This window comes from Streptomyces sp. HP-A2021 (assembly GCF_022807935.1).
In the GTDB taxonomy this organism is placed as follows: domain Bacteria; phylum Actinomycetota; class Actinomycetes; order Streptomycetales; family Streptomycetaceae; genus Streptomyces; species Streptomyces afghaniensis.
In genome coordinates this window covers 3,410,857-3,432,893 of record NZ_CP094344.1, presented here as the reverse complement: position 1 = coordinate 3,432,893, position 22,037 = coordinate 3,410,857, and the positions used below count along the sequence as shown (strand labels likewise).

General features: G+C 72.0%; 20 protein-coding genes. 15 read left to right on the top strand and 5 right to left on the bottom strand.

Annotated elements, in window-relative coordinates:
• Positions 1-41 precede the first annotated feature (41 nt).
• The 4 genes from MQE23_RS15510 (at position 42) to MQE23_RS15495 (ending at position 6,721) form a co-directional block, all read left to right on the top strand.
• On the top strand, positions 42-3,566 hold the full coding sequence (locus tag MQE23_RS15510) for an ATP-dependent DNA helicase (RefSeq protein WP_243379400.1): 3,525 nt from the start codon (positions 42-44) through the stop codon (positions 3,564-3,566).
• Positions 3,567-3,576: 10 nt separating this feature from the next.
• Complete coding sequence (locus tag MQE23_RS15505; protein ID WP_037667235.1) at positions 3,577-4,980, top strand: dipeptidase; 1,404 nt, start codon at positions 3,577-3,579, stop codon at positions 4,978-4,980.
• 165 nt (positions 4,981-5,145) lie between these two features.
• The gene (gene nudC / locus MQE23_RS15500; protein WP_020270257.1) at positions 5,146-6,090 is read left to right on the top strand and encodes an NAD(+) diphosphatase; all 945 of its coding nucleotides are present in this window, start codon (positions 5,146-5,148) and stop codon (positions 6,088-6,090) included.
• A 13-nt stretch (positions 6,091-6,103) separates the two neighbouring features.
• Complete coding sequence (locus MQE23_RS15495) at positions 6,104-6,721, top strand: class I SAM-dependent methyltransferase (protein ID WP_020270256.1); 618 nt, start codon at positions 6,104-6,106, stop codon at positions 6,719-6,721.
• A 42-nt stretch (positions 6,722-6,763) separates the two neighbouring features.
• Here MQE23_RS15495 and MQE23_RS15490 read toward each other — a convergent pair whose 3' ends face one another.
• Positions 6,764-7,006, bottom strand: coding sequence for a mycoredoxin (locus tag MQE23_RS15490; protein ID WP_003992805.1), 243 nt, complete (start codon positions 7,004-7,006; stop codon positions 6,764-6,766).
• A gap of 125 nt (positions 7,007-7,131) precedes the next feature.
• On the opposite strand from MQE23_RS15490, the gene MQE23_RS15485 reads away from it, so the two are divergent.
• The 5 genes from MQE23_RS15485 (at position 7,132) to MQE23_RS15465 (ending at position 11,144) form a co-directional block, all read left to right on the top strand.
• Complete coding sequence (locus MQE23_RS15485; protein WP_342364973.1) at positions 7,132-9,384, top strand: ATP-dependent DNA helicase UvrD2; 2,253 nt, start codon at positions 7,132-7,134, stop codon at positions 9,382-9,384.
• Between the two features lie 164 nt (positions 9,385-9,548).
• Complete coding sequence (locus tag MQE23_RS15480) at positions 9,549-9,875, top strand: hypothetical protein (RefSeq protein ID WP_020270254.1); 327 nt, start codon at positions 9,549-9,551, stop codon at positions 9,873-9,875.
• A gap of 174 nt (positions 9,876-10,049) precedes the next feature.
• Positions 10,050-10,418 (top strand): WhiB family transcriptional regulator, encoded by a 369-nt coding sequence (locus MQE23_RS15475; protein WP_010047663.1) that lies wholly within the window; start codon positions 10,050-10,052, stop codon positions 10,416-10,418.
• Positions 10,415-10,738: a hypothetical protein gene (locus MQE23_RS15470; protein ID WP_020270253.1), complete on the top strand. Its 324-nt coding sequence runs from the start codon at positions 10,415-10,417 to the stop codon at positions 10,736-10,738. Before MQE23_RS15475 ends, MQE23_RS15470 begins: the two co-directional genes overlap by 4 nt.
• A gap of 187 nt (positions 10,739-10,925) precedes the next feature.
• Positions 10,926-11,144 (top strand): hypothetical protein, encoded by a 219-nt coding sequence (locus MQE23_RS15465; protein WP_082319742.1) that lies wholly within the window; start codon positions 10,926-10,928, stop codon positions 11,142-11,144.
• 37 nt (positions 11,145-11,181) lie between these two features.
• On the opposite strand, the gene MQE23_RS15460 is transcribed toward MQE23_RS15465, so the two are convergent.
• Both MQE23_RS15460 and MQE23_RS15455 read right to left on the bottom strand, forming a co-directional pair.
• A complete protein-coding gene (locus MQE23_RS15460) occupies positions 11,182-12,552 on the bottom strand; it encodes an AarF/ABC1/UbiB kinase family protein (protein ID WP_020270251.1) in 1,371 nt (456 codons plus the stop codon).
• A complete protein-coding gene (locus tag MQE23_RS15455; RefSeq protein WP_243379399.1) occupies positions 12,545-13,771 on the bottom strand; it encodes a TOMM precursor leader peptide-binding protein in 1,227 nt (408 codons plus the stop codon). The genes MQE23_RS15460 and MQE23_RS15455 overlap by 8 nt, the downstream gene beginning before the upstream one ends.
• 255 nt (positions 13,772-14,026) lie before the next feature.
• Here MQE23_RS15455 and MQE23_RS15450 point away from each other — a divergent pair, with 255 nt between their 5' ends.
• The 4 genes from MQE23_RS15450 to MQE23_RS15435 all read left to right on the top strand — a co-directional run bounded on the left by MQE23_RS15450 (position 14,027) and on the right by MQE23_RS15435 (position 18,074).
• Complete coding sequence (locus MQE23_RS15450) at positions 14,027-14,635, top strand: M48 family metallopeptidase (protein ID WP_243379398.1); 609 nt, start codon at positions 14,027-14,029, stop codon at positions 14,633-14,635.
• A 220-nt stretch (positions 14,636-14,855) separates the two neighbouring features.
• The gene (locus tag MQE23_RS15445; RefSeq protein ID WP_243379397.1) at positions 14,856-16,610 is read left to right on the top strand and encodes a TerD family protein; all 1,755 of its coding nucleotides are present in this window, start codon (positions 14,856-14,858) and stop codon (positions 16,608-16,610) included.
• Between the two features lie 11 nt (positions 16,611-16,621).
• Positions 16,622-17,302 carry an AIM24 family protein gene (locus MQE23_RS15440; RefSeq protein ID WP_020275068.1) on the top strand — a complete coding sequence of 227 codons (681 nt, stop codon included), beginning with the start codon at positions 16,622-16,624 and terminating at the stop codon, positions 17,300-17,302.
• A 16-nt stretch (positions 17,303-17,318) separates the two neighbouring features.
• Positions 17,319-18,074, top strand: a complete 756-nt coding sequence (locus tag MQE23_RS15435; protein ID WP_020275069.1) for an AIM24 family protein — start codon at positions 17,319-17,321, stop codon at positions 18,072-18,074.
• A gap of 63 nt (positions 18,075-18,137) precedes the next feature.
• Here the strand turns inward: MQE23_RS15435 and MQE23_RS15430 are convergent, their stop codons facing one another.
• Together MQE23_RS15430 and MQE23_RS15425 are read right to left on the bottom strand one after the other, a co-directional pair.
• Positions 18,138-18,665 carry an NUDIX hydrolase gene (locus MQE23_RS15430; protein WP_243379396.1) on the bottom strand — a complete coding sequence of 176 codons (528 nt, stop codon included), beginning with the start codon at positions 18,663-18,665 and terminating at the stop codon, positions 18,138-18,140.
• On the bottom strand, positions 18,662-20,128 hold the full coding sequence (locus MQE23_RS15425) for a zinc-dependent metalloprotease (protein WP_243379395.1): 1,467 nt from the start codon (positions 20,126-20,128) through the stop codon (positions 18,662-18,664). The genes MQE23_RS15430 and MQE23_RS15425 overlap by 4 nt, the downstream gene beginning before the upstream one ends.
• 192 nt (positions 20,129-20,320) lie before the next feature.
• On the opposite strand from MQE23_RS15425, the gene MQE23_RS15420 reads away from it, so the two are divergent.
• The gene (locus MQE23_RS15420; RefSeq protein WP_243379394.1) at positions 20,321-21,442 is read left to right on the top strand and encodes an SDR family oxidoreductase; all 1,122 of its coding nucleotides are present in this window, start codon (positions 20,321-20,323) and stop codon (positions 21,440-21,442) included.
• 127 nt (positions 21,443-21,569) lie between these two features.
• Positions 21,570-22,031: a molybdenum cofactor biosynthesis protein MoaE gene (locus MQE23_RS15415; RefSeq protein ID WP_020275072.1), complete on the top strand. Its 462-nt coding sequence runs from the start codon at positions 21,570-21,572 to the stop codon at positions 22,029-22,031.
• Positions 22,032-22,037: the final 6 nt, after the last annotated feature.

Sequence of the window (22,037 nt, the reverse complement as noted above, 5' to 3'; positions counted from 1 at the left end):
TCCGGCCGCCACTGTCAGTGGCCGCCGCTAGCCTCTCTGACGTGCCCGCCCGTATCACTGATCCCGAGCAGCTCAAGGAGCTCCTCGGCATCCCGTTCACCCCTGAGCAGATGGCCTGCGTCACCGCGCCGCCCGCCCCGCAGGTGATCGTGGCCGGAGCCGGCTCGGGCAAGACGACGGTGATGGCGGCACGCGTGGTGTGGCTGGTGGGCACCGGCCAGGTCGCACCCGAGCAGGTGCTCGGCCTCACCTTCACCAACAAGGCCGCCGCCGAACTCGCCGAGCGCGTCCGCAAGGCGCTCGTCAAGGCCGGCGTCACCGACCCGGACGCCATCGACCCGGACAACCCGCCGGGCGAGCCGGTGATCTCCACGTACCACGCCTTCGCGGGCCGCCTGCTCACCGACCACGGCCTGCGCCTCGGTCTGGAGCCCACGTCCCGGCTGCTCGCCGACGCCACCCGCTTCCAGCTCGCCGCGCGCGTGCTGCGCGAGGCCCCGGGGACCTACCCGGCCCTGACCCGTTCCTTCCCGGACCTGGTCGGCGACCTCCTCGCCCTCGACGCCGAACTCGCCGAGCACCTCGTCCGCCCGGAGGCGCTGCGCGCGTACGACGCCGAACTGCTGCTGACCCTGCGCGGCGCCAAGCTCACCAACGCCGACCTTCGCAAGGTGCCCGAAGCGGCCGCCGCCCGCCGCGAACTCGCCGAACTGGTCACCCGCTACCGGGCGGCCAAGCGCGAGCGGGACCTGCTCGACTTCGGCGACCAGATCGCCCTGTCGGCCCGGCTCGCGAAGATCCCCGAAGTGGGCCGCGCGCTGCGCGACGAGTTCCGGGTGGTCCTGCTCGACGAGTACCAGGACACGTCGGTCGCCCAACGCGTCCTCCTGGCAGGCCTGTTCGGCGAGGGCACCGGCCACCCCGTCACCGCCGTAGGCGACCCCTGCCAGGCCATCTACGGCTGGCGGGGCGCCTCCGTCGCCAACCTCGACGACTTCCCCGAGCACTTCGCCCACGCCGACGGCCGCCCCGCCACCCGGCAGGCGCTCAGCGAGAACCGCCGCAGCGGCGGCCGCCTCCTCGACCTGGCGAACGGCCTCGCGGAGCCCCTGCGGGCCCTGCACGCGGGCGTGGAGGCCCTCCGCCCGGCCCCCGGGGCCGAACGCGACGGCATGGTGCGCTGCGCCCTGCTGGGCACCCACGCCGAGGAGATCGACTGGGCCGCCGACTCCGTCGCCCACCTCGTACGGACCGGGACGGCACCCGGCGAGATCGCCGTCCTGTGCCGCACGGCGACCGATTTCGCCGAGATCCAGGGCGCCCTGGTCGCCCGGGACATCCCGGTCGAGGTCGTCGGCCTGTCCGGGCTGCTGCACCTGCCCGAGATCGCCGACCTCGTCGCCGTCTGCGAGGTTCTCCAGGATCCCGGCGCCAACGCCTCCCTGGTGCGCCTGCTGACCGGTCCGCGCTGGCGCATCGGCCCACGCGACCTCGCCCTGCTGGGGCGGCGTGCCCGGCTCCTGGTGTCCCACGCGCGCGTGGAGGGCGACGACGACCCGGACCGGCGCCTCGCCGAGGCCGTCGAGGGAGTCGACCCCTCCGAGGTGATCTCGCTCGCCGACGCCCTCGACACGTTCCTGGAGACGCCGCTGGACGGCCACGGGGACGACGACGCACTGCCCTTCTCGCCCGACGCGCGCGTGCGCTTCGCCCGCCTGGCCACCGAACTGCGCGAGCTGCGCCGCTCTCTGGCCGACCCACTGATGGACGTCCTGCACCGTGTCCTCGCCGTCACCGGCCTGGAGGTCGAGCTGTCGGCGTCCCCGCACGCCCTGGCCGCGCGCCGCCGCGAGACCCTCTCCAACTTCCTCGACGTCGCCGCCTCCTTCGCCGCCGGCGACAACGAGGCCACCCTGCTCGCCTTCCTCGGCTTCCTGCGCACCGCCGCCCAGTACGAGAAGGGCCTCGACAACGCCCTGCCCGGCGGCGAGAACACCGTCAAGGTGCTCACCGCCCACAAGTCCAAGGGCCTGGAGTGGGACGTCGTGGTCGTCCCCGGGCTGGTCACCGGTACCTTCCCCAGCAGCCAGGGCCGCGAGAAGTGGACCTCCCAGGGCAAGGTCCTGCCGCACGAACTGCGCGGCGACGCCGACACCCTGCCCGGCGTGGAGTCCTGGGACGCCAGGGGCCTGAAAGCCTTCCACGAGGCCATGAAGGACCACCAGCACACCGAGGAACTCCGCCTCGGCTACGTCACCTTCACCCGCCCCCGCTCCCTGCTCCTGGGCTCCGGCCACTGGTGGGGCCCCACCCAGAAGAAGCGCCGCGGACCCTCCGCGTTCCTCCAGGCCCTCCACGAGCACTGCGCGGCCGGTTACGGCGAGATCGAGGCATGGGCGGACGAACCCGCCGAGGACGCGGAGAACCCGGCCCTGCACCAGGCCACCGCCGACCAGGTGTGGCCCCTGCCCCTGGACGAGACGGCCCTGGCCCGCCGCCGCGCGGCCGCCGCGACCGTCCTGGCGCACCTGGAGGACCGCGCGTCCCACGAGGACGGGCACCCCGCGGCCGTGCACGACCTGGACAGCGTCGACGACCCGGAATGGCCGCCTCCTCCCGAGGACGACGAGCCTCCGTACGACGAACCGGACCCGTTCGACGACGATCCCTTCGAAGGCGACGCCGTCGCGGAAGACCCGGCCGACCGGGACGAGCGGCCGGCGGAGCGCCCCACCATCCCGCACCAGGCGGCTCCACCAGACCTCCCCGTCGCGGGCCCGCACTCGACGGCGCCGGAACACCACCGGCTCACCCCCGAGGAAGCCCGCACCGTCGCCTCATGGGACCGCGACCTCGACGCCCTCACCGGAGAGCTCCTGCGCGCCCGAGACAGCGTCACCGAGGTCCGCCTGCCCGCTTCGCTCACCGCGTCCCAGCTGCTGCGCCTGGCCGCCGACCCGGACGGTTTCGCGCAGGAACTGGCCCGCCCCATGCCCCGCCCGCCGCAGCCCGCCGCACGCCGCGGCACCCGCTTCCACGCCTGGGTCGAGGCCCGCTTCGAAGCGCTGACGCTGCCGTTCCTGGAGCCCGGGGAACTTCCCGGCAGCGACGCCGAGATCGCCGACGAAGAGGACCTGGACGCCCTCAAGGACGCCTTCGAACGCACCCGGTACGCGCACCGCACGCCCTACCGGGTGGAGGCCCCCTTCCAGCTCGAGATCGCCGGCCGCGTCGTACGGGGCCGCATCGACGCCGTCTACAAGGAGGGCGACGGACAGGAGACGACGTACGAGATCGTCGACTGGAAGACGAACCGCACCCGCACCGCCGACCCGCTCCAGCTGGCCGTCTACCGCCTCGCCTGGGCGGAGCAGCAGGGCGTGCCGCTGGAGTCGGTCACGGCCGCGTTCCTGTACGTGCGCAGCGGGGAGGTCGTACGCCCGGACCGGCTGCCGGACCGCGCGGCGCTGGAGCGGCTGCTGCTGGAGGAGCCGTCCGGTGACTCCACGTCCGGTGGGCGGCCCGGTGAGGAACCGCACTCCGAGGACGTCAGTGCGGGCCGATAGGCTCGTGACCATGAGCCAGACCCCGGACAGTGTCGTCCGTACGTACATCGAGCAGCACCGCGGCGCCTTCCTCGACGACCTCGCCGAGTGGCTTCGCATCCCGTCGGTGTCGGCCCAGCCGGACCATGCGGCGGACGTACGGCGCAGCGCCGACTGGCTCGCCGCCGAGCTGAAGGAGACCGGGTTCCCGACGGCCGAGGTCTGGCAGACTCCGGGCGCGCCCGCCGTCTTCGCCGAGTGGCCCTGTGACGACCCCCAGGCGCCCACGGTGCTGGTCTACGGCCACCACGACGTGCAGCCCGCCGCCCGGGAGGACGGCTGGGACAGCGAGCCCTTCGAGCCGGTCGTCCGCGAGAACCGCCTCTACGCGCGCGGGGCGGCCGACGACAAGGGCCAGGTGTTCTTCCACACCCTCGGTGTCCGCGCCCACCTCGCCGCCACGGGCCGCACCACCCCGGCGGTGCACCTGAAGCTGCTGATCGAGGGTGAGGAGGAGTCCGGCTCGCCGCACTTCCGGGCCCTCGCCGAACAGCACGCCGAGCGGCTCGCCGCCGACGTGGTGATCGTCTCCGACACCGGCATGTGGTCCGAGGACACCCCCACGGTGTGCACCGGCATGCGCGGTCTCGCCGAGTGCGAGATACGGCTGCACGGCCCCGACCAGGACATCCACTCCGGCTCCTTCGGCGGTGCGGTGCCCAACCCGGCCACCGCCGCCGCCCGCCTCGTCGCCGCCCTGCACGACGAGCACGCGCGCGTGGCGATACCGGGCTTCTACGACGGCGTGATCGAACTCACCGACCGCGAGCGGGAACTCTTCGCCGAACTGCCCTTCGACGAGCGGCAGTGGCTGCGCGCCGCCAAGTCGTACGCCACCCAGGGCGAGGCCGGGTACACCACCCTGGAGCGCGTCTGGGCCCGCCCGACCGCGGAGGTCAACGGCATCACAGGCGGCTACCAGGGCCCCGGCAGCAAGACCATCGTGCCGTCCTCCGCCCTGGTGAAGCTGTCCTTCCGGCTGGTTGCGGGACAGGACCCGGACCACGTGGAGAAGGCCGTCCGCGCCTGGGCCGAGCAGCAGGTGCCCGCCGGGATCCGCTGCGAGATCACCTTCAGCGGGGCCACGCGCCCGTGCCTGACGCCGCTGGACCACCCGGCTCTGCAGTCGGTCGCCCGCGCGATGGGCCGGGCCTTCGAGAAGCCCGTCCGCTTCACACGCGAGGGCGGCTCCGGACCGGCGGCGGACCTCCAGGACGTGCTCGGGGCACCGGTGCTCTTCCTCGGTATCTCCGTCCCGTCCGACGGCTGGCACGCCCCGAACGAGAAAGTGGAACTCGACCTGCTCCTCAAGGGCGTCGAGACCACCGCGTACCTGTGGGACGACCTCGCCCGGAACTGGCGCCATGCGCCCTGAGCGTCCCGCGCCGTCCGGACCGGCAGCGCGCGCGGGGCACACTGGAAGGACTGCCCCGTACCGTCGCGCCCCGCACCACCCCGCCGGACCCGGTCGCCTCCCGCCGTACGTCCCGCTGATCAGCCCGCCGAACCCGACCGTTCCACCGGGGAGTTGGAAGCACCCGTGACCACCTGGACCGACCAGAACGCCGACCGACCCATCTCGCTCACCGCACCGAGCGGCATCGACCGGGCCGCGCACCACCGGCTCGACGAGGCCTGGCTCGCGGCGGCGTGGAGCCACCCCTCCACGCGCTGTTTCGTGGTCTCCGGCGGCCAGGTCCTCATCGACGAGACGGCGGACGGGCGCACCGAACTCGTCATGACGCCCTCCTTCGAGGCCCCCCTCACCGAGGCCCACCGCTACTTCCTCGGCATCGACGAGGACGGCGTGAGCTACTTCGCCCTCCAGAAGGACTCCCTGCCCGGGCGCATGGACCAGTCCGCGCGGCCGGCGGGCCTGCGCGAGGCGGGCCTGCTCCTGTCGGCCCGGGACGTGGGCCTGATGGTGCACGCGGTCGGCCTGGAGAACTGGCAGCGCACCCACCGTTTCTGCTCGCGCTGCGGCGAGCGCACCGTCATCGCCGCGGCCGGTCACATCCGCCGCTGCCAGGCCTGCGGCGCGGAGCACTACCCGCGTACGGACCCGGCTGTGATCATGGCCGTGACCGACGAGGACGACCGCATCCTGCTCGGCCGCCAGGTGCACTGGCCCGAGGGCCGCTTCTCGACGCTCGCCGGTTTCGTCGAGCCCGGCGAGTCCATCGAACAGTCGGTGCGCCGCGAGGTCCACGAGGAGGTCGGCATCACCGTCGGCCAGGTCGAGTACGTCGCCAGCCAGCCCTGGCCGTTCCCGTCCAGTCTCATGCTGGGCTTCCTGGCCCGCGCCACCTCGACCGAGATAGACGTCGACGGCGACGAGATCCACGAGGCCCGCTGGTTCTCGCGTGACGAACTGCGCGCCGCCTTCGAGTCCGGCGAGGTGCTCCCGCCGTACGGCATCTCGATCGCGGCCCGCCTGATCGAGCTCTGGTACGGCAAGCCGCTCCCGACGAGAAGCGCCGTCTGACGGGGCCGCCCGCGTGTCCGACCCGTACTGGAACCACAACGTCCACCACCACCCGGCGGTGCTCGCGGCGGTGCCGGACGGGTGCGGCACGGCCCTGGACGCCGGCTGCGGCGACGGCCTGCTCGCCCGCAAGCTCGCGGCCCGGGCGGCGTCCGTCACGGGCGTGGACCGCTCCCCGGAGATGATCAAGCTCGCCCGCGAGCAGGCGCACGCGCCCGGCAAGGTCACGTACCTGGAGGCGAACTACCTCACCGACAGTGCCCTGCCCGAAGGCACGTACGACTTCGTCAGCGCGGTCGCCGTGGTCCACCACGCGCCGTTCGAGGAGGCGGTCACCCGTCTCGCCCGGCTCACCGCGCCCGGCGGCCGTCTGGTCATCGTCGGCATGGCCGCCAACCGTACGGTCCTGGACTGGGCCATCAGCGCGAGCGGCGTGCCCGCGAGCATGCTGTACGCCCGGCTGAACGGCGGCAAGAGAGGCCCGGCCGGCATGCCCATGGAAGACGTGCACATGTCGTGGGGGGAGATCCGGCAGGCCGCCCGGCGGCTGCTGCCCGGCTGCGACTGGCGCCGCACGCTGCTGTGGCGCTACGTCGTGGTGTGGGACAAACCACGAGAAGGCGGCTCCTGAGCTGTCTCAGGAGCCGCCTTCCCGCACAACCGCACGCGGCGACTAGGCGCCGATCTTCTGCTTCACCTGAGCCAGTGACGGGTTGGTGAGGGTGGAGCCGTCCGGGAACAGAACGGTGGGCACCGTCTGGTTTCCGCCATTCGCCTTCTCCACGAACGCGGCGGACTCCGGGTCCTGCTCGATGTTGATCTCGGTGTACGCGATGCCCTCGCGGTCCATCTGGCTCTTCAGCCGACGGCAGTAACCGCACCAGGTGGTGCTGTACATCGTGACAGTGCCCAGCATGTCTGTCGTGCTCCTTCGGTGGCTCGGAGGCGGGTGCTCGCAGTGGTGGAACGTATGTGAAAGGTCCACCATTCCCCGGCCCGCCCCCGCCGCACGTGACGCCTGCCGCATTAGTACGACTATCAGTGCCTGCCTGTGGACAACCGGCACAGGCGTTTCGCGAGACCTGGCAGCATGGCTGTGTGACAGCAGCAACGCACTCCACCCTGTTCCCGCAGGTACCGGAGACCCCCGACGCGGTTCTCGAAGGGCTCGACCCCGAGCAGCGCGAGGTGGCCACGGCCCTGCACGGTCCGGTGTGCGTCCTGGCGGGCGCCGGCACGGGCAAGACCCGAGCGATCACCCACCGCATCGCCTACGGAGTGCGCGCCGGTCTCCTCCAGCCCTCCAGCGTGCTCGCCGTCACCTTCACCAACCGCGCCGCCGGGGAGATGCGGGGCCGGCTGCGCCAGCTCGGCGCCGCCGGTGTCCAGGCGCGCACGTTCCACTCGGCCGCGCTGCGACAGCTCCAGTACTTCTGGCCGAAAGCGATCGGTGGCTCCATGCCCCGGCTCGTCGACCGCAAGATCCAGCTCGTCGCCGACGCGGCCGCCGCCTGCCGGATCCGCCTCGACCGTGGAGAGCTGCGGGACGTCACCGCCGAGATCGAGTGGTCCAAGGTCACCCAGACCGTCCCCGCCGACTACGCGCCCGCCGCCGCCAAGGCCGGCCGCGAGACCCCCCGCGCCCCCGCCGAGATCGCCCAGCTCTACGCCGCCTACGAGGACGTCAAGCGCGAGCGCTCCGTCATCGACTTCGAGGACGTGCTGCTGCTGACCGTGGCCGTCCTCCAGGACCGGCACGACATCGCGGAGCAGGTCCGCGCCCAGTACCAGCACTTCGTCGTGGACGAGTACCAGGACGTCAGCCCCCTCCAGCAGCGCCTGCTGGAGCTGTGGCTGGGCGACCGGGACAGCCTGTGCGTCGTCGGCGACGCCAGCCAGACGATCTACTCCTTCACGGGCGCGACACCGGACCATCTGCTCGACTTCCGCACCCGCCACCCCGGCGCCACGGTCGTCAAGCTGGTCCGCGACTACCGCTCCACCCCCCAGGTCGTCCACCTCGCCAACGGCCTGCTCGCCCAGGCGAAGGGCCGCGCCGCCGACCATCGCCTGGAGCTCGTCTCCCAGCGCGCCCCGGGGCCCGAGCCGGTGTACGCCGAGTACACGGACGAGCCCGCCGAGGCGGAGGGCGCGGCCCGGCGCATCCGCGAGCTCATCGACGCGGGAGTCCCGGCCGCCGAGATCGCCGTCCTCTTCCGGACGAACGCGCAGTCCGAGACCTACGAGCAGGCCCTCGCCGACGCCGCAGTGCCCTACCAGCTGCGCGGCGCCGAGCGGTTCTTCGACCGTCCGGAGGTGCGCAAGGCGAGCGTCGCCCTGCGCGGTGCGGCCCGCTTCGGCGGCAACGACTCCCTTCTGGACGACGCCGTCGACCTGCCCTCCCAGGTGCGTGCCGTGCTGTCGGGGGAAGGCTGGACACCGCAGCCACCGGCCGGCTCCGGCGCCGTGAGAGAACGCTGGGAGTCCCTGGCCGCCCTGGTGAACCTCGCCCAGGACTTCGCCGCCGCCAAACCCGGCGCCACCCTGACGGACCTCGTCGCCGAGCTCGACGAACGGGCGAACGCCCAGCACGCCCCCACCGTTCAGGGCGTCACCCTCGCCTCCCTGCACTCGGCCAAGGGCCTGGAGTGGGACGTCGTCTTCCTGGTCGGCGTCGCCGAGGGCATGATGCCGATCACCTACGCCAAGACCGACGAACAGATCGAGGAGGAGCGCCGCCTCCTGTACGTCGGAGTCACCCGCGCGCGGGAACGCCTCCACGTCTCCTGGGCCCTCTCCCGTTCCCCCGGCGGCCGCCCCAACCGCCGTCCCAGCCGCTTCCTCGACGGGCTGCGCCCCGGATCGACGGCCACCACGGCCCGCAACGCCGCCGGCAGTGGGGGCGGCATCGAGCGCGGAATCCACGGAACCAGGGGTTCCGCCCCGAGACGAGTCCAGCGAACGCCCGCCCGCTGCCGAGTCTGCGGCCGCACGCTGACCGACGCGGGCGAGATGAAGCTGATGCGCTGCGACGACTGCCCCTCCGACATGAACGAGGGGCTCTACGAGCAACTGCGCGAGTGGCGTGCCGACCAGGCGCTACGCAGTGGTCAGCCCGCCTTCTGCGTCTTCACCGACAGGACGCTGATGGCGATCGCCGAGACCGCGCCGGACGACGAGCACGAGCTGGCGCGCATCCCGGGCGTGGGAATGCGCAAGCTCAATCGCTACGGAGCCGACGTACTGGCCATCTGTGCAGGCCAGTACGCCGGAGGGGACACAGATCAGGACTGACGCGAACTCGTCGAAAAAATAGTTTGCGCATGCCCCAGCAATCCCCATAGGTTCTTAGGCACGAGAGCAGCGGCCTTCTCGGAGGCCCTGATTCCGTGTTGTACTTGCATATCCGCAGGACTGGTTCACCCAGTCCCCCGAGACGCCGAGAGGAGGCGAGTCCAGTGATCAGCATCAACACCAGCTCCGTCAGCATCGTGAAAATGACCGATCGCTCGGCCGTCTCCGCGTGCATGCTCGGCGTTTCGAACCTGGGCACCGGTCTGTCCGGCATTCGTGCCGCGCGTCCGGCGTCCTCCTCCGTTGCTCCCGCGGGCCTTCCCGTCCGTGAGCGCAATGAGCGACCGACCAAGGCACTGGAAGCGGCAGTAGTGGCACAGGCGCAGGCCTATGCCTTTACGGCGACCGGTGCCGGATTCCGGAAGCAGACGACGCAGCACCACCAGATGTGGGCCTTCCGTGGGCCAGAACCCTGGAGTGATCCAGCCTGATCGCCGATCAGGCCGGCGCCTTCAGGGCCGCGGAACCCCATCCGGGATCCGCGGCCCTTCTGTTTGTCCCTGAACAGGGACGACGGACCGAAGGAGCCTCGGGACAAGAAAAGAACCCGGTACCAGCCGCCCCCCGGCCAACAGGCCGGAACGACCAGACGAGGAAGACGAACCGTGCAACTCGAAGCGCACGCCCCGTCCGTACCGCCTTCCGAAACGATCCCCAAGCCCGGCTCCACGGAGGACTCCGCCTTGACCCCGCTCACCGCGCTCACCGCGCTCGACGACGCCATCGAGAACCTCGGCGTACCCGTCCCGTGCCGTTCCTACGACCCGGAGGTCTTCTTCGCCGAGTCGCCCGCGGACGTCGAGTACGCCAAGTCCCTCTGCCGCACCTGCCCGTTGGTCGAGGCCTGCCTCGCCGGCGCCAAGGAGCGGCGTGAGCCCTGGGGCGTCTGGGGTGGCGAGCTGTTCGTGCAGGGTGTCGTCGTCGCCCGGAAGCGGCCGCGTGGCCGCCCGCGCAAGAACCCGGTTACGGCATGAACACCGCAGGAACGATCGACCGTCCCCTCACGCACGACCCCCAGAAGCAGGCCCCGATGAAGCCGTCCACTGACGAGCCCGCAGGCTCCGCGACCCAAGACTTCACCACCACCGGCGCGAAGGACTCGCGTCAGAACAGGACCCGAGAGATGCAACTCATCCCAGAAGCCATGGCTCGTGCGCATATGCGCGAGCGACTGCAAGAGGCGGAGCGGGAACGCCCGGCCGTGCGCCTGGCGACCGCCCGCCGGATGCAGCGCAGGGCGGAGCGCGCCTCACGGCGTGCCCGCCGGGCGCTGGCCATGGCGGTCATGCAGTAACCGACCTCACCTGAAGCGGTGGCCTCCCGAGCCCGGGAGGCCGAGCTCTCCCGCGGGGGCCGGTCCGTCCGAACGGACCGGCCCCCGCGGTGCGTTGTGTCCCGCGAACCGGCCGGGCCGCGCGCGGACGGCGGACGAACCCCGCGTCGCGCAGCGCGGCCGTCGGGCACGGCGATATCGTCGCCGGGTGACGAGTCATCCCGGAAGCGGTGACGACGGCTCCGCAGCGGGGGCCCAGCCGCTCGTGTGCGACCGCTGCGGCACGTCGGCCGGCTCCCTGGCCGACGGCCCACCACTCACCTGGACCCACTCCGTCGAGAACGGTGTCCGTCGCTACTTCTGTGAGACCTGCTCCCGGGAGAACCTCAGGTCGATCGAGGGACGCCTGGACTCGGACTGGTGGTGAGGCGCGGGCAGCGGTCACCCTTGGTGCCCGCTGAGACTCATGCCTCCGCCACCGACGCCTCGCCGTCCGCCGGGTCCTCCGGGAGGAACCCCGGCAGCCACTCCTCCAACTCCTCGCGCAGACGCACCGTCGCCCCCAGCTGACACAGCACGCCGATCGTGCTCAGCGTCACCCGGTGGATCAGCAGGTACGCCGGCGGCAGGTTGAGCTGCTTGCCCAGTTGGTAGGCGGGGGAGCGCGGGTCCGCGATGCGGGCCGCCTGGCTGCGCATCCAGCCGCGCGTGAACGTGAACTCCTCTACCTCGGCCGGTTCGATGATCGGCAGCAGGTAGTCCAGGACCGCGTCGGGATCCAGCTCTATGGTCTCCTTCACGAACCCCTCCGCGCACAGGAGCTCGTAGACCGCCTCGGCCTCCCCGTCGAGGGTCATCCGCAGGGACTCGCCGATGGTGGCCGGCAGACCGCCCGGGAGACGGTCGACCGTGCCGAAGTCCAGGACGCCCAGGCGCCAGTCGTCCTCACCGTCCGGACCGCCGGGCAGCAGCCGGAAGTTGCCCGGGTGCGGGTCGGCGTGCAGCAGGCCGGTGCGGGCGGGGCCGGAGAACAGGAAGCGGGCCAGGAGCTGGCCGGCCCGGTCGCGCTGTTCCTGGGTGCCGTCCGCGATGATCTCCGACAGCGGGATGCCGTCGATCCACTCCGTGATCAGGACCTGGTCGGACTGGTGCACCACCTGTGGCACGACCACGTCCGGGTCGTCCGTGAACTCCTCGGCGTGGGCCTGCTGGGCCTGGGCCTCCAGGCCGTAGTCCAGCTCCTCCGAGACGCGGTCCTTCAGCTCCGTGATCAGCGGCTTGATGTCCATGCCGGGGATCAGCGGGCCGAGCAGGCGGGAGAAGCGGCTCAGCTGGTTCAGATCGGACAGCAGGGCCTCGCCGGCGCCCGGGTACTGCACCTTGACCGCCACCTCGCGGCCGTCATGCCACACCCCGCGGTGCACCTGGCCGATCGAGGCCGCCGCGGCGGGCTTGTCCTCGAACTCCAGGAACAGCTCGTGCCAGCCCTCGCCCAGCCGCTCCTCGAGCACCGCGTGCACGGTGCGCGTCGGCATCGGCGGCGCCGCCTCCTGGAGCTTGGTCAGCGCGGCCCGGTAGGGGCCGGCCACCTCCTCGGGCAGCGCGGACTCGAAGACGGACAGGGCCTGGCCGAACTTCATGGCGCCGCCCTTGAGCTCGCCGAGCACCTTGAACAGCTGGTCGGCCGTGCGCTGTTGGAGTTCGCGGCCGACGAGCTCCGCGGACTCGCCGACGATCCGCTTGCCGAATCCCCAGGTCGCCCGCCCGGCGATGCCGAGCGGGAGCGCGGCGAGCTTGGCGGTCCGGGTGACCGCCTTCCGGGGAAGATCAGACATGCGCCCTCCAAGTCCCAGCCGGCCGCTTCGCCGCTGCCTTACGGCACTGCGCCGACGGCCGTTGCACCGCCATTGTCTCGTGTGACTCCCCATCCTCCGAGGGGTGCTCCCCCTTTCCTCTCTCCGCTTCTCTCTCCGCCGCCCCGCACGGGCATGCCGGATGTGCCCAGACCGGCCGCGCATGCCAGTGGAGACCGGGCACGGAGACCTCCCAGCGCGCCCCGGCGCTCGACGGAACCCGGCCGTCCAGGAAGGCGAGCGCGTGGGCGGCGGCCAGTCCGGCCACCGTAGTGGCCAGCGTCAGGTCGCAGGGCCGCACCTGTCGCTGCCTGCCGGAGCGCCACTGGGCGACCAGACGCGGCCAGGTCGGATCCCGGTCGGTGCGGCTCTCGTGCAGACACCTCGCGCAGCCCGTCTCCCCGGGCAGGACGAGCGGGCCGACCACCCCGGTCCCCTCCACGACCCCGGCGTACAGATGAGGTGTCCCGGAGGACATCTGCGGTTCGGCGGCCGACGGGTCGGGTGCGTGCACGGCGACATCGTCGCGCGGGGCGACGATCACCAGCGAAAAGCCCGGGTCGCCTTCCTCCGGGACTGTCCGGGATGCCGCGCGGCGCGGCGGCCGGTCCGGGGCCGCCCTGCGCACGGCCCGGCGGGCCGACTCGTCCCTGCGGTCGCCGACGGCCTCCGCGGGCAGCCCGCCCGGCGCGACGTCCCACGGTTCCACACGGCCGCCGTCGCGCACGTCGACCTCGCCCACACCCGCCCCCGACAGCAGCGACGCCAGCACGGCACCGACCCGGCCCGCGCCCTGCACCTGCACGCGCTGCGCGCGCCGGGCGGCCAGCCGGCGCATCGCGTCGCCCGGTGCCGAGGTGGTCAGGGACAGGGAAGCAAGGTCGGGACGCAGCCGGTCGAGGACCTCCTTCTTCTGCCGCAGGGCGTCGGCGGCCGGCCCGCCGCCCCGCGCGTCGTCGAGGAGACCGGCCCCGGCGAGCCGCCGCACCAGCCCGTCGACATGGCCGTCGGGCAGATCCATCCGGCGCCCCTCCTCACGCAGCAGTTCCAGCCCCCGTGTGCCGTTCAGCAGATCCAGGAAGCTGCCCGTCGCCAGGTCCATCGGGCCGAGCGTCATCGCATGCGCCGGTGTCATCCCGAACTGCACGGTGTTGAGGTCGCGCCAGCCGCGCCTGAGCGCGGGTTTCACCATCGGATGCATGACAGGCCCCCCGTATGCCTTGGATCGTCCCCGTATGTCGCGCGCCACCCCGGTCGCTGGCCGGCCTGGTCCCGGGCCGGGCCTGTCCGTCGCTTCGCCGACAACAGCCAGCATGCCCAAACCCGTCGTCGTCTGCAGAAAGTTGTCCACAGGCGCGGGCATTCGTCGTACAAATCCGGCGGCAGGTGGGGGTGTACGGGCATCGAACCCTCTCGGAGCCGGGACTTCCCCGGGTACAGCGGGTAACGTCGGGGCGTGCCCGCCGACCCACTGCACCGCGCCGGAAAGCCACAGCGCAGCACGACGAGCCAGCCGCCGAGCGGCTCGAGGGCGAGCGCGATCGAGGTCCGCAGGAGCGCCCGCCGACGCAGAACGGTCTCCGCGTACCGCGAGGGCGATCGCACGGTTGTGCTCATCCCCGCCCGGATGTCCGAGGCGGAGGAGCAGCGCTGGGTGAACGTCATGCTCGACAAGCTGGCCGCCCAGGAGAGCAAGCGGGCCTTCGGCGACACCGAGCTGGCCGAGCGGGCCCGACGCCTCTCGGACCAGTACTTCGGCGGGCGGGCCCGGCCCGCTTCGGTGCGCTGGGTGACCAACCAGAACACACGCTGGGGATCCTGCACCCCGTCCGAGGGCAGCATCCGCCTGTCCCACCGTCTCCAGGGCATGCCCGAGTACGTCGTCGACTACGTCCTCGTCCACGAACTCGCCCATCTGCTCGTCCCCGGACACGGACCCCGCTTCTGGGAGCTGCTGGAGGCCTATCCGCGCACGGAGCGGGCCCGGGGCTACCTCGAAGGCGTGGTCGCGGCCGAGCGGTTGCCCCATGTGCCCGGTGCGCGGGGTGAGCGCCCAGCGGGCTGAGTGTCGCGTGGGCCGAGCCACGAGCTGAGGGACGGGCTGAGCACCTGGTGCTGAGCACCCACGCGAGCTCCGGGGTGAGTGACCGCTTTCCGCTGGAGAGCAGCCGATACGGCCGGGCACGGGTTCTGTACCGGGTCTGTACCGACCTCGTCCGGTGTCCGGGTTTGCCGTTAGCCTGGCGCGACGCAATCACGTTCTGGATGGGGGACGGTCGTTACGCATGGCCAGGGAATTCCAACGCGGCCACAAGGCCAGGATCAGTGACCTCACCGCGGGCACGGATCTGTACGTAGGCGTGCAGATCTCCGGCCCCGGGCTGAGCTTCGACATCAGCTGCTTCGGCCTGGACGCCGACGAACGGCTCTCGGACGACCGGTACTTCGTCTTCTACAACCAGCCGAAGACCCCGGAGGAGTCCATTCAGCTCCTGGGCGCCCAGGCGGGCGACACGGAGTCCTTCAGGGTGACGCTCGACCGGATCCCGCCGCAGATCCAGAAGCTGTCCTTCACTGCGACGATCGACGGCGCCGGGCAGATGTCGCAGATCGCCCCCGGCTACATCCGCATCGTCGCGGGTGGCGAGGAAGTGGCCCGCTACCCCTTCGGCGGCTCGGAGTTCTCCACCGAACGTGCCGTGATGCTCGGCGACTTCTACCTGAAGGACGTCTGGCGGTTCGCCGCTGTCGGACAGGGCTTCGACGGTGGTCTCGACGCGCTGCTGCAGAACTTCGGCGGCGAGGTGGCCGAGGAGGAGACGCCCGCGCCGCCCGCGCCCGCCGCGCAGCAGCCGCAGGCCGGTACCGCCCCGGGCTTCGCACCGCCCGCGTTCGGCGTCCCCGGCACTCCGGAACCCGCCCCCGCGCCCGCACCGGCAGCGCCCCCGGCCCCTGCCCCGGCTCCCCAGCCCGCCGCGCAGGGCTTCGCGCCCCCGCCCGGCGCCACTCCGCCCCCGGCCCCGGCGCCCGCACCCCAGGTGCACGCCGCCCCGACCATCGTCGCGCCCATGAACACCCCGCCCGGCGGCTCCCCGGTACCGCCCCCGGCCCCCGCGCCCGCGCCGTACGGCCAGCCGGGCCAGCAGCAGCCGCCGTACGGCCAGGTCCCCGGCCAGACGGCCCCGCCGCCGCCCGGCTACGGCCAGCCTCAGGCAGCACCCCAGGCACCCCACGCCCCGGCCCCGCCCCCGGGCTACGGCCAGCCCACACCACCACCGGGCTACGGCCAGCAGCCGCCCTTCGGTCAGCAGCCCGGGCAAGCCCCCTACGGAGCGCCGCAGGGAGCGCCTCAAGGAGCTCCCCAGGGAGCGCCGCAGGGCCCCGGAGTCGCCGCCGCGCTCCAGAAGTTCAAGGAGACCCCCACCGGGCAGCGCTGGACGCAGCAGAACAAGAAGCTCATCCGCGTCGACCTCGGCATCGGAGGGCAGCCCGTGCTGGCCCGCCAGGGCAGCATGGTGCTCTACCAGGGCAAGGTCGACTTCAGTTACAAGGGCGCCGGCTTCGCCGGCCGGATCGTGGGCAACGCGACCGGCCAGGAGATGCAGCTGATGCGCTGCACCGGCCAGGGACAGGTGTTCCTCGCCGAGGACTCCACGATGCTGCACCCCATCGAGCTCCAGGGCGACGGCATCTGCGTCTCCGCCGAGAACGTCCTCGCCTTCGACGAGAGCCTCCAGTACGAGGTGCGCCGCATCGAGGGGCACGGCATCCCCGGTGGCGCGCTGTTCACGATGCAGTTCACGGGCACCGGCACGATCGTCGTGAAGACCCACGGCACGCCCGTGGTCCTGCCGGTCACGCCCACCACGTTCGCCGACTGCAACGCCGTGGTCGCCTGGTCGGCCGCCGCCCAGGTCGTCGTCTCCAGCCAGGTGCGGATGCGCCGCAACGCCTACCCGGGTGACACGGGGGAGAGCGTCAACCTCCAGTTCCGGGCAGCGCCCGGGAACTTCATCGTCGTCCAGCCGTACGAGGTCTGAGGGAGCCCGTCATGACACAGCAACTCGCGGGCCACGCCCCCGCACCCGTCACCGCCCGCATGGAGAACCACGGCAACCACATGCTGAAGGTCGCCATGCAGACCGGAAACGATCTCCTCGCGCGCGTGGGGTCGATGGTCGCCTACGAAGGGTTCGTGCAGTACGAGCCCAACCCGCCGGCCGTGCGCCAGATCGCGAAGGACTGGATGACCGGTGAGGGCGCGCCCCTGATGAAGTGCTCCGGCGACGGCCTGCTCTACCTCTCCGACTACGGGGCGAACGTCGTCGTGATCAACCTCAACGGCGACGGCATCTCCGTCAACGCCACCAACCTGCTCGCCTTCGACGCCCACCTCACATGGGGCGTCGAGCGGGTCAAGGGCCTGGCGAAGTTCGCCGGACAGGGCCTGTGGAACACCAAGATCTCCGGGCAGGGCTGGGTCGCGCTGACCTCCCGGGGCAAGCCCATCGTCGTCGACTGCGGAGGCGGCGAGGACGAGACGTACGTCGACCCCGACGCCCTGGTCGCCTGGTCCCCGAACCTCAAGGTGAAGGGCAAGCGCAGCTTCCGGGCGCAGTCGCTGATCGGCCGCGGCAGCGGCGAGGCCTACCAGATGGCCTTCTCCGGTCAGGGCATCGTCGTCGTCCAGCCCAGCGAGGACAGCACCGACCGCCTCCGGGTCCGGGGCTGAGGGGGAGCCACACGCCATGCAGAGCCCGATTTTCGCCTACAACGAGCAGCAGACCCAGGACCGCTGGAGTCTGCAGAACAAGCAGATGCTGCGCGTGGCCCTGGAGGGCCACGACGACATCCTGGCCCGCAAGGGCACCATGGTCGCCTACCAGGGCCTCGTCGAGTTCGACGCCGAGTACCAGAGCAACGACCAGGCACGCTCGCGTGCGCACACCGGTGAGGGACTCGACCTGATGCGCTGCCACGGGCAGGGCACGGTCTACCTCGCCAACCTCAAGCAGCACGTCCACGTCATGGAGGTGGAGCAGGACGGCCTCACCGTCGACAGCAGCTATGTGCTGGCGATGGACTCCTCCCTGCACCACGAGGTCATCGCCGTCGACAGCCTCTACGGCATCTCCGGCTCCGGAAAGTACCAGCTCAACATCACCGGCCGGGGCAAGATCGCCCTGATGACCTCGGGCATGCCGCTGCTGATGCAGGTGACGCCCGACAAGTACGTCAACTGCGACGCCGACGCGATCGTCGCCTGGTCGACCAGCCTGCGGGTACAGATGCAGGCCCAGACGCACTCCTCCGGGGTGTGGCGGCGCCGCGGCAGCACCGGCGAGGGCTGGGAGCTGAGCTTCATGGGCACCGGCTTCGCGCTCGTCCAGCCCAGCGAACTGCTGCCGCCGCAGAACGCCCAGATCGGCTCGGGCCTCGCCGCGCAGTACGGCATGGGCCAGCAGGGAGCACGCGGCCAGAACCAGGGCAACGTCTGGAACTGAGCAACCACGGACCTGGCAAGGTGTAAGGGGCGACCGCTCTGGCGGTCGCCCCTTACGCGTGTCTCAGGCCGCGAGCCTCGCGCGGGTCGCCTCCAGCAGGCGGACGACCGACTCGTCGGCCACCTCCGCCACCTCGTCGTACCCGAACCAGCGCACGTCGAGCGACTCGTCGCTGATCACGTGCGCGGCGTCCGGGGGCGCCAGGACCGCGTACTGGACGTCGAAGTGGCAGTGGCACGGCGGCGGGATCGGGTGCCGGTCCAGGCGCACGGGGCCGCCCGGCAGCAGCGAGAGCCCCGAGACGCCGGACTCCTCCGTCGCCTCACGCAGCGCCGCGGCCGCGAGGGAGCTGTCGCCCGGCTCGCAGTGGCCGCCCATCTGGAGCCACATCCGCAGTTTTCTGTGCAAGGTCAGCAGGACCCGGCCGGCCTCGGGGTCGATCACCAGGGCGCTCGCCGTGATGTGGCCCGCGTGGCAGGCCTTCCACAGGCCGTCCGGGTGCTGCGCCAGATGGTCGAGGTAGGCCTGGCGCAGGTCGGTCTGGTCCTCGTACTCCTTGAGCACGAGGACCGCGTCGTCGTACAGGCTCACTCGGCGTCGTCGCCCTTGTTCTCGCCCTCGCCCTCGTCCTTCTTCTTCAGGTCGGGCTTGTTCAGGTCGGGCTTGTCCGCCGCCTCCCCGAGCATCTTGTCCAGCTCGGAGAAGTCGATCTGCTCGCGGTGCACGAAGCCGTCCGGGTCGTCCAGGTCGGTGGCCGTCGGCAGCATGTCCGGGTGGTGCCACAGGGCGTCCCGGCCATCGACACCGCGCGCGTCGGTGAGCGAGGCCCACAGACGGGAGGCGTCACGCAGACGGCGCGGGCGCAGCTCCAGGCCGATCAGCGTGGCGAACGTCTGCTCGGCCGGGCCGCCCGAGGCGCGGCGGCGGCGCAGCGTCTCGCGCAGGGCGTCGGCGGACGACAGCCGGGGCTTCGCGGCGGCGTGGACCACCGCGTCGACCCAGCCCTCCACGAGCGCCAGAGCCGTCTCCAGACGCGCCAGGGCGGCCTTCTGCTCGGGCGTGTCCTCGGGCTGGAACATGCCCTGCTGGAGGGCCTCCTGGAGCTGCTCGGGGTTCTGCGGGTCGAACTGGCCGACGACGTCCTCCAGCTTGGCCGTGTCGACCTTGATCCCGCGGGCGTAGCCGTCGACCGCTCCGAACAGATGCGAGCGCAGCCACGGCACGTGCGCGAAGAGCCGCTGGTGGGCGGCCTCGCGCAGGGCGAGATACAGCCGCACCTCCTCCTGCGGGACGCTCAGGTCCTTGCCGAAGGTCTCGATGTTCACCGGCAGCAGCGCGGCCTTGCCGGCCGGGCCCAGCGGCAGGCCGATGTCGGACGAGCCGACGACCTCGCCGGCGAGCACGCCGACGGCCTGCCCGATCTGCGTACCGAACATGGCTCCGCCCATCGAGCGCATCATGCCGATCAGCGGGCCGGCCATGGCCTGCATCTCCTCCGGCAGGACGTCGCCCATGGCGGTGCCGACGCGCTCGGCGACCGGGTCGACGAGCTCCTTCCAGGCGGGCAGGGTCGCCTCGACCCACTCGGCGCGGCTCCAGGCCACGGCCGAGCCGGCACCGGACGGCAGCGACGTGGCGTCGTCGAGCCACAGGTCGGCGAGGCGGACGGCCTCCTCGACGGCCTTGCGCTCGGCGGGGCCGACGCTGGTGTCCTTGGTGCCGTCGGGACTGCCCTGGGAGACCGTCTGGCGGGCGATCTGCTTGGCCATGTCCCAGTTCACCGGGCCGCCCTCGTAGGAGAGCATCTGGCCCAGCTGCTGGAACGCGGCCCCCAGGTCGTTGGGGTTCAGAGAGCCGAACATGGCTGCGAACGGATTGTCCGCACCGGGGCCGCCGGGGCCGCCGCCGAATCCTCCGGCTCCGGGCAGGCCGCCGAAACCGAACGGATTGGCCGGTCCCTGACCACCACCGCTCTCCTGGTCCTTCTTCTTGCCCTCGTCGCCGTCGTCCGGCTCCTCCGGCGGAAGGCCGAATCCGAATGGGGTGTCACTCACGGGATTCCTCGGCTGGTAGGGCCGCCGGTTCTTTCCGGCGGCACGGCTGCCCGACAACACCACCCAGCGTAGACACCTGGGGCGGATCGGGCCTCGGTGCTTCGCCGACTGACAGCCTGCGGCAGGATGGATGCCACCTGGTACGCACGCGTCGCTCGCGCTCGTACTGAAGACAACCGCTGGAGACGCCCGGTGAGTTCCCCAGATCCGCAGGTTCGCGCAGCGCGAAACCAGTCAACCAGTTCCGCGGGCCCCGCGGCACGCGGACCCGTCGTCGCGGTCACCGGTGCCGCGTACGGCGTCGGCGCCCTGCTCACCGAGCAGCTCGCCGCGTCCGACGAGGTCAAGCAGGTCGTCGCCATCGACGAGCGGCGCGGCGACTGCGCCGCGGCGCAGTGGCACATCCTGGACGTACGGGATCCGGCCATCGCGGAGAAGCTGCGGGGCGCCGACGTGGTGGTGCACCTGGCGCTGGACCTCGACCTGGAGACCGACGCCGCCGCCCGAACGGCCTACAACGTACGGGGGACACAGACCGTCCTGACGGCGGCCGCGGCGGCCGGGGTGCACCGGGTCGTGCTGTGCACCTCGGCGATGGTCTACGGGGCGCTGCCGGACAACGAGCTGCCGCTCTCCGAGGACGCGGAGCTGCGGGCCACGGCCGAGGCGACGGGCGTCGGCGACCTGCTGGAGATCGAGCGGCTGGCGCGGCGGGCGCCGCGGGCGCACCCCGGGCTGAACGTCACCGTGGTGCGGCCGGCGATCCTGGTGGGAGGCACGGACACCGCGCTGACCAGGTACTTCGAGTCTCCCCGACTGCTTGTCGTCGCCGGGTCGCGGCCCGCATGGCAGTTCTGCCATGTCGAGGACCTGTGCAGTGCCCTGGAGTACGCCGTCCTGGAGAAGGTCGACGGGGAACTGACCGTCGGGTGCGACGGGTGGCTGGAGCAGGAGGAGGTCGAGGAGCTCAGCGGCATCCGGCGGATGGAGCTGCCGTCGGCGGTCGCGCTGGGTGCGGCGGCGCGCCTGCACCGCATCGGTCTCACGCCGTCCCCGGCCGGGGACCTGGCGTACACGATGTACCCCTGGGTGGTCAGCGGCAGTCGGCTGCACGACGCGGGGTGGCGGCCGCGGTACACCAACGAGGAGGTGCTGGCGGAGCTCCTGGAGGAGGTCTCCGGCCGGCACACGGTGGCCGGGCGGCGACTGGGCCGCAAGGACGCGACGGCCGCGGGCGCCGCGGGAGCGACGGTGGCGCTGCTGGGCGCTGCCGCGGTGGTGCGGCGGGCGCGCAAGGCCCGGCGGCGCATCTGACCCGCCCCGCCGGCCCGGCCTCCCAGGTCCGTCGTGGTCGTGGTCGTAGGAGAGTCCAACGCGCACGCGCGCGTGCCGGTCGATAGCTCTATTCCGCGCTGTCGGTCGCGTGCGGCACGATGGAGGCATGGCATCCACGAACGATCACCCGGGTGAGCAGGCCGCGCAGGATCCGATCAGGCTGATCGGTATCCGGGACACGGCCCTTTCCGTGGACGAGGTGTTCCGGGCCGTCGGGGACGACGCGGCCGGCGGCACGGCGCTCTTCGTGGGCACCGTGCGGAACCACGACGGGGGTGCCGACGTGGCGGAGCTGGGGTATTCCTGCCACCCCAGTGCGGAGGCCGAGATGAGGCGGATCGCCGAGAAGGTCGTCGCCGAGTTCCCGGTGCGGGCGCTGGCGGCCGTGCACCGGGTGGGGGAGCTCCGGGTCGGTGACCTCGCCGTGGTCGTCGCCGTCTCGTGTCCGCACCGAGGAGAGGCCTTCGAGGCCTGCCGGAAGCTGATCGACGACCTCAAGCACGAAGTGCCCATCTGGAAGCACCAGAAGTTCTCCGACGGCACCGAGGAGTGGGTGGGCGCCTGCTGAATCCGG

Bases quoted from the DNA above. Each gene is read 5' to 3' on its own strand.
- MQE23_RS15440 (WP_020275068.1), top strand. From the start codon at position 16,622: ATGACACAGCAACTCGCGGGCCACGCCCCCGCACCCGTCACCGCCCGC.
- MQE23_RS15435 (WP_020275069.1), top strand. From the start codon at position 17,319: ATGCAGAGCCCGATTTTCGCCTACAACGAGCAGCAGACCCAGGACCGC.
- MQE23_RS15455 (WP_243379399.1), bottom strand. From the start codon at position 13,771: ATGCATCCGATGGTGAAACCCGCGCTCAGGCGCGGCTGGCGCGACCTC.
- MQE23_RS15470 (WP_020270253.1), top strand. From the start codon at position 10,415: ATGAACACCGCAGGAACGATCGACCGTCCCCTCACGCACGACCCCCAG.
- MQE23_RS15505 (WP_037667235.1), top strand. From the start codon at position 3,577: ATGAGCCAGACCCCGGACAGTGTCGTCCGTACGTACATCGAGCAGCAC.
- MQE23_RS15490 (WP_003992805.1), bottom strand. From the start codon at position 7,006: ATGCTGGGCACTGTCACGATGTACAGCACCACCTGGTGCGGTTACTGC.
- MQE23_RS15445 (WP_243379397.1), top strand. From the start codon at position 14,856: ATGGCCAGGGAATTCCAACGCGGCCACAAGGCCAGGATCAGTGACCTC.
- MQE23_RS15460 (WP_020270251.1), bottom strand. From the start codon at position 12,552: ATGTCTGATCTTCCCCGGAAGGCGGTCACCCGGACCGCCAAGCTCGCC.
- MQE23_RS15415 (WP_020275072.1), top strand. From the start codon at position 21,570: ATGGCATCCACGAACGATCACCCGGGTGAGCAGGCCGCGCAGGATCCG.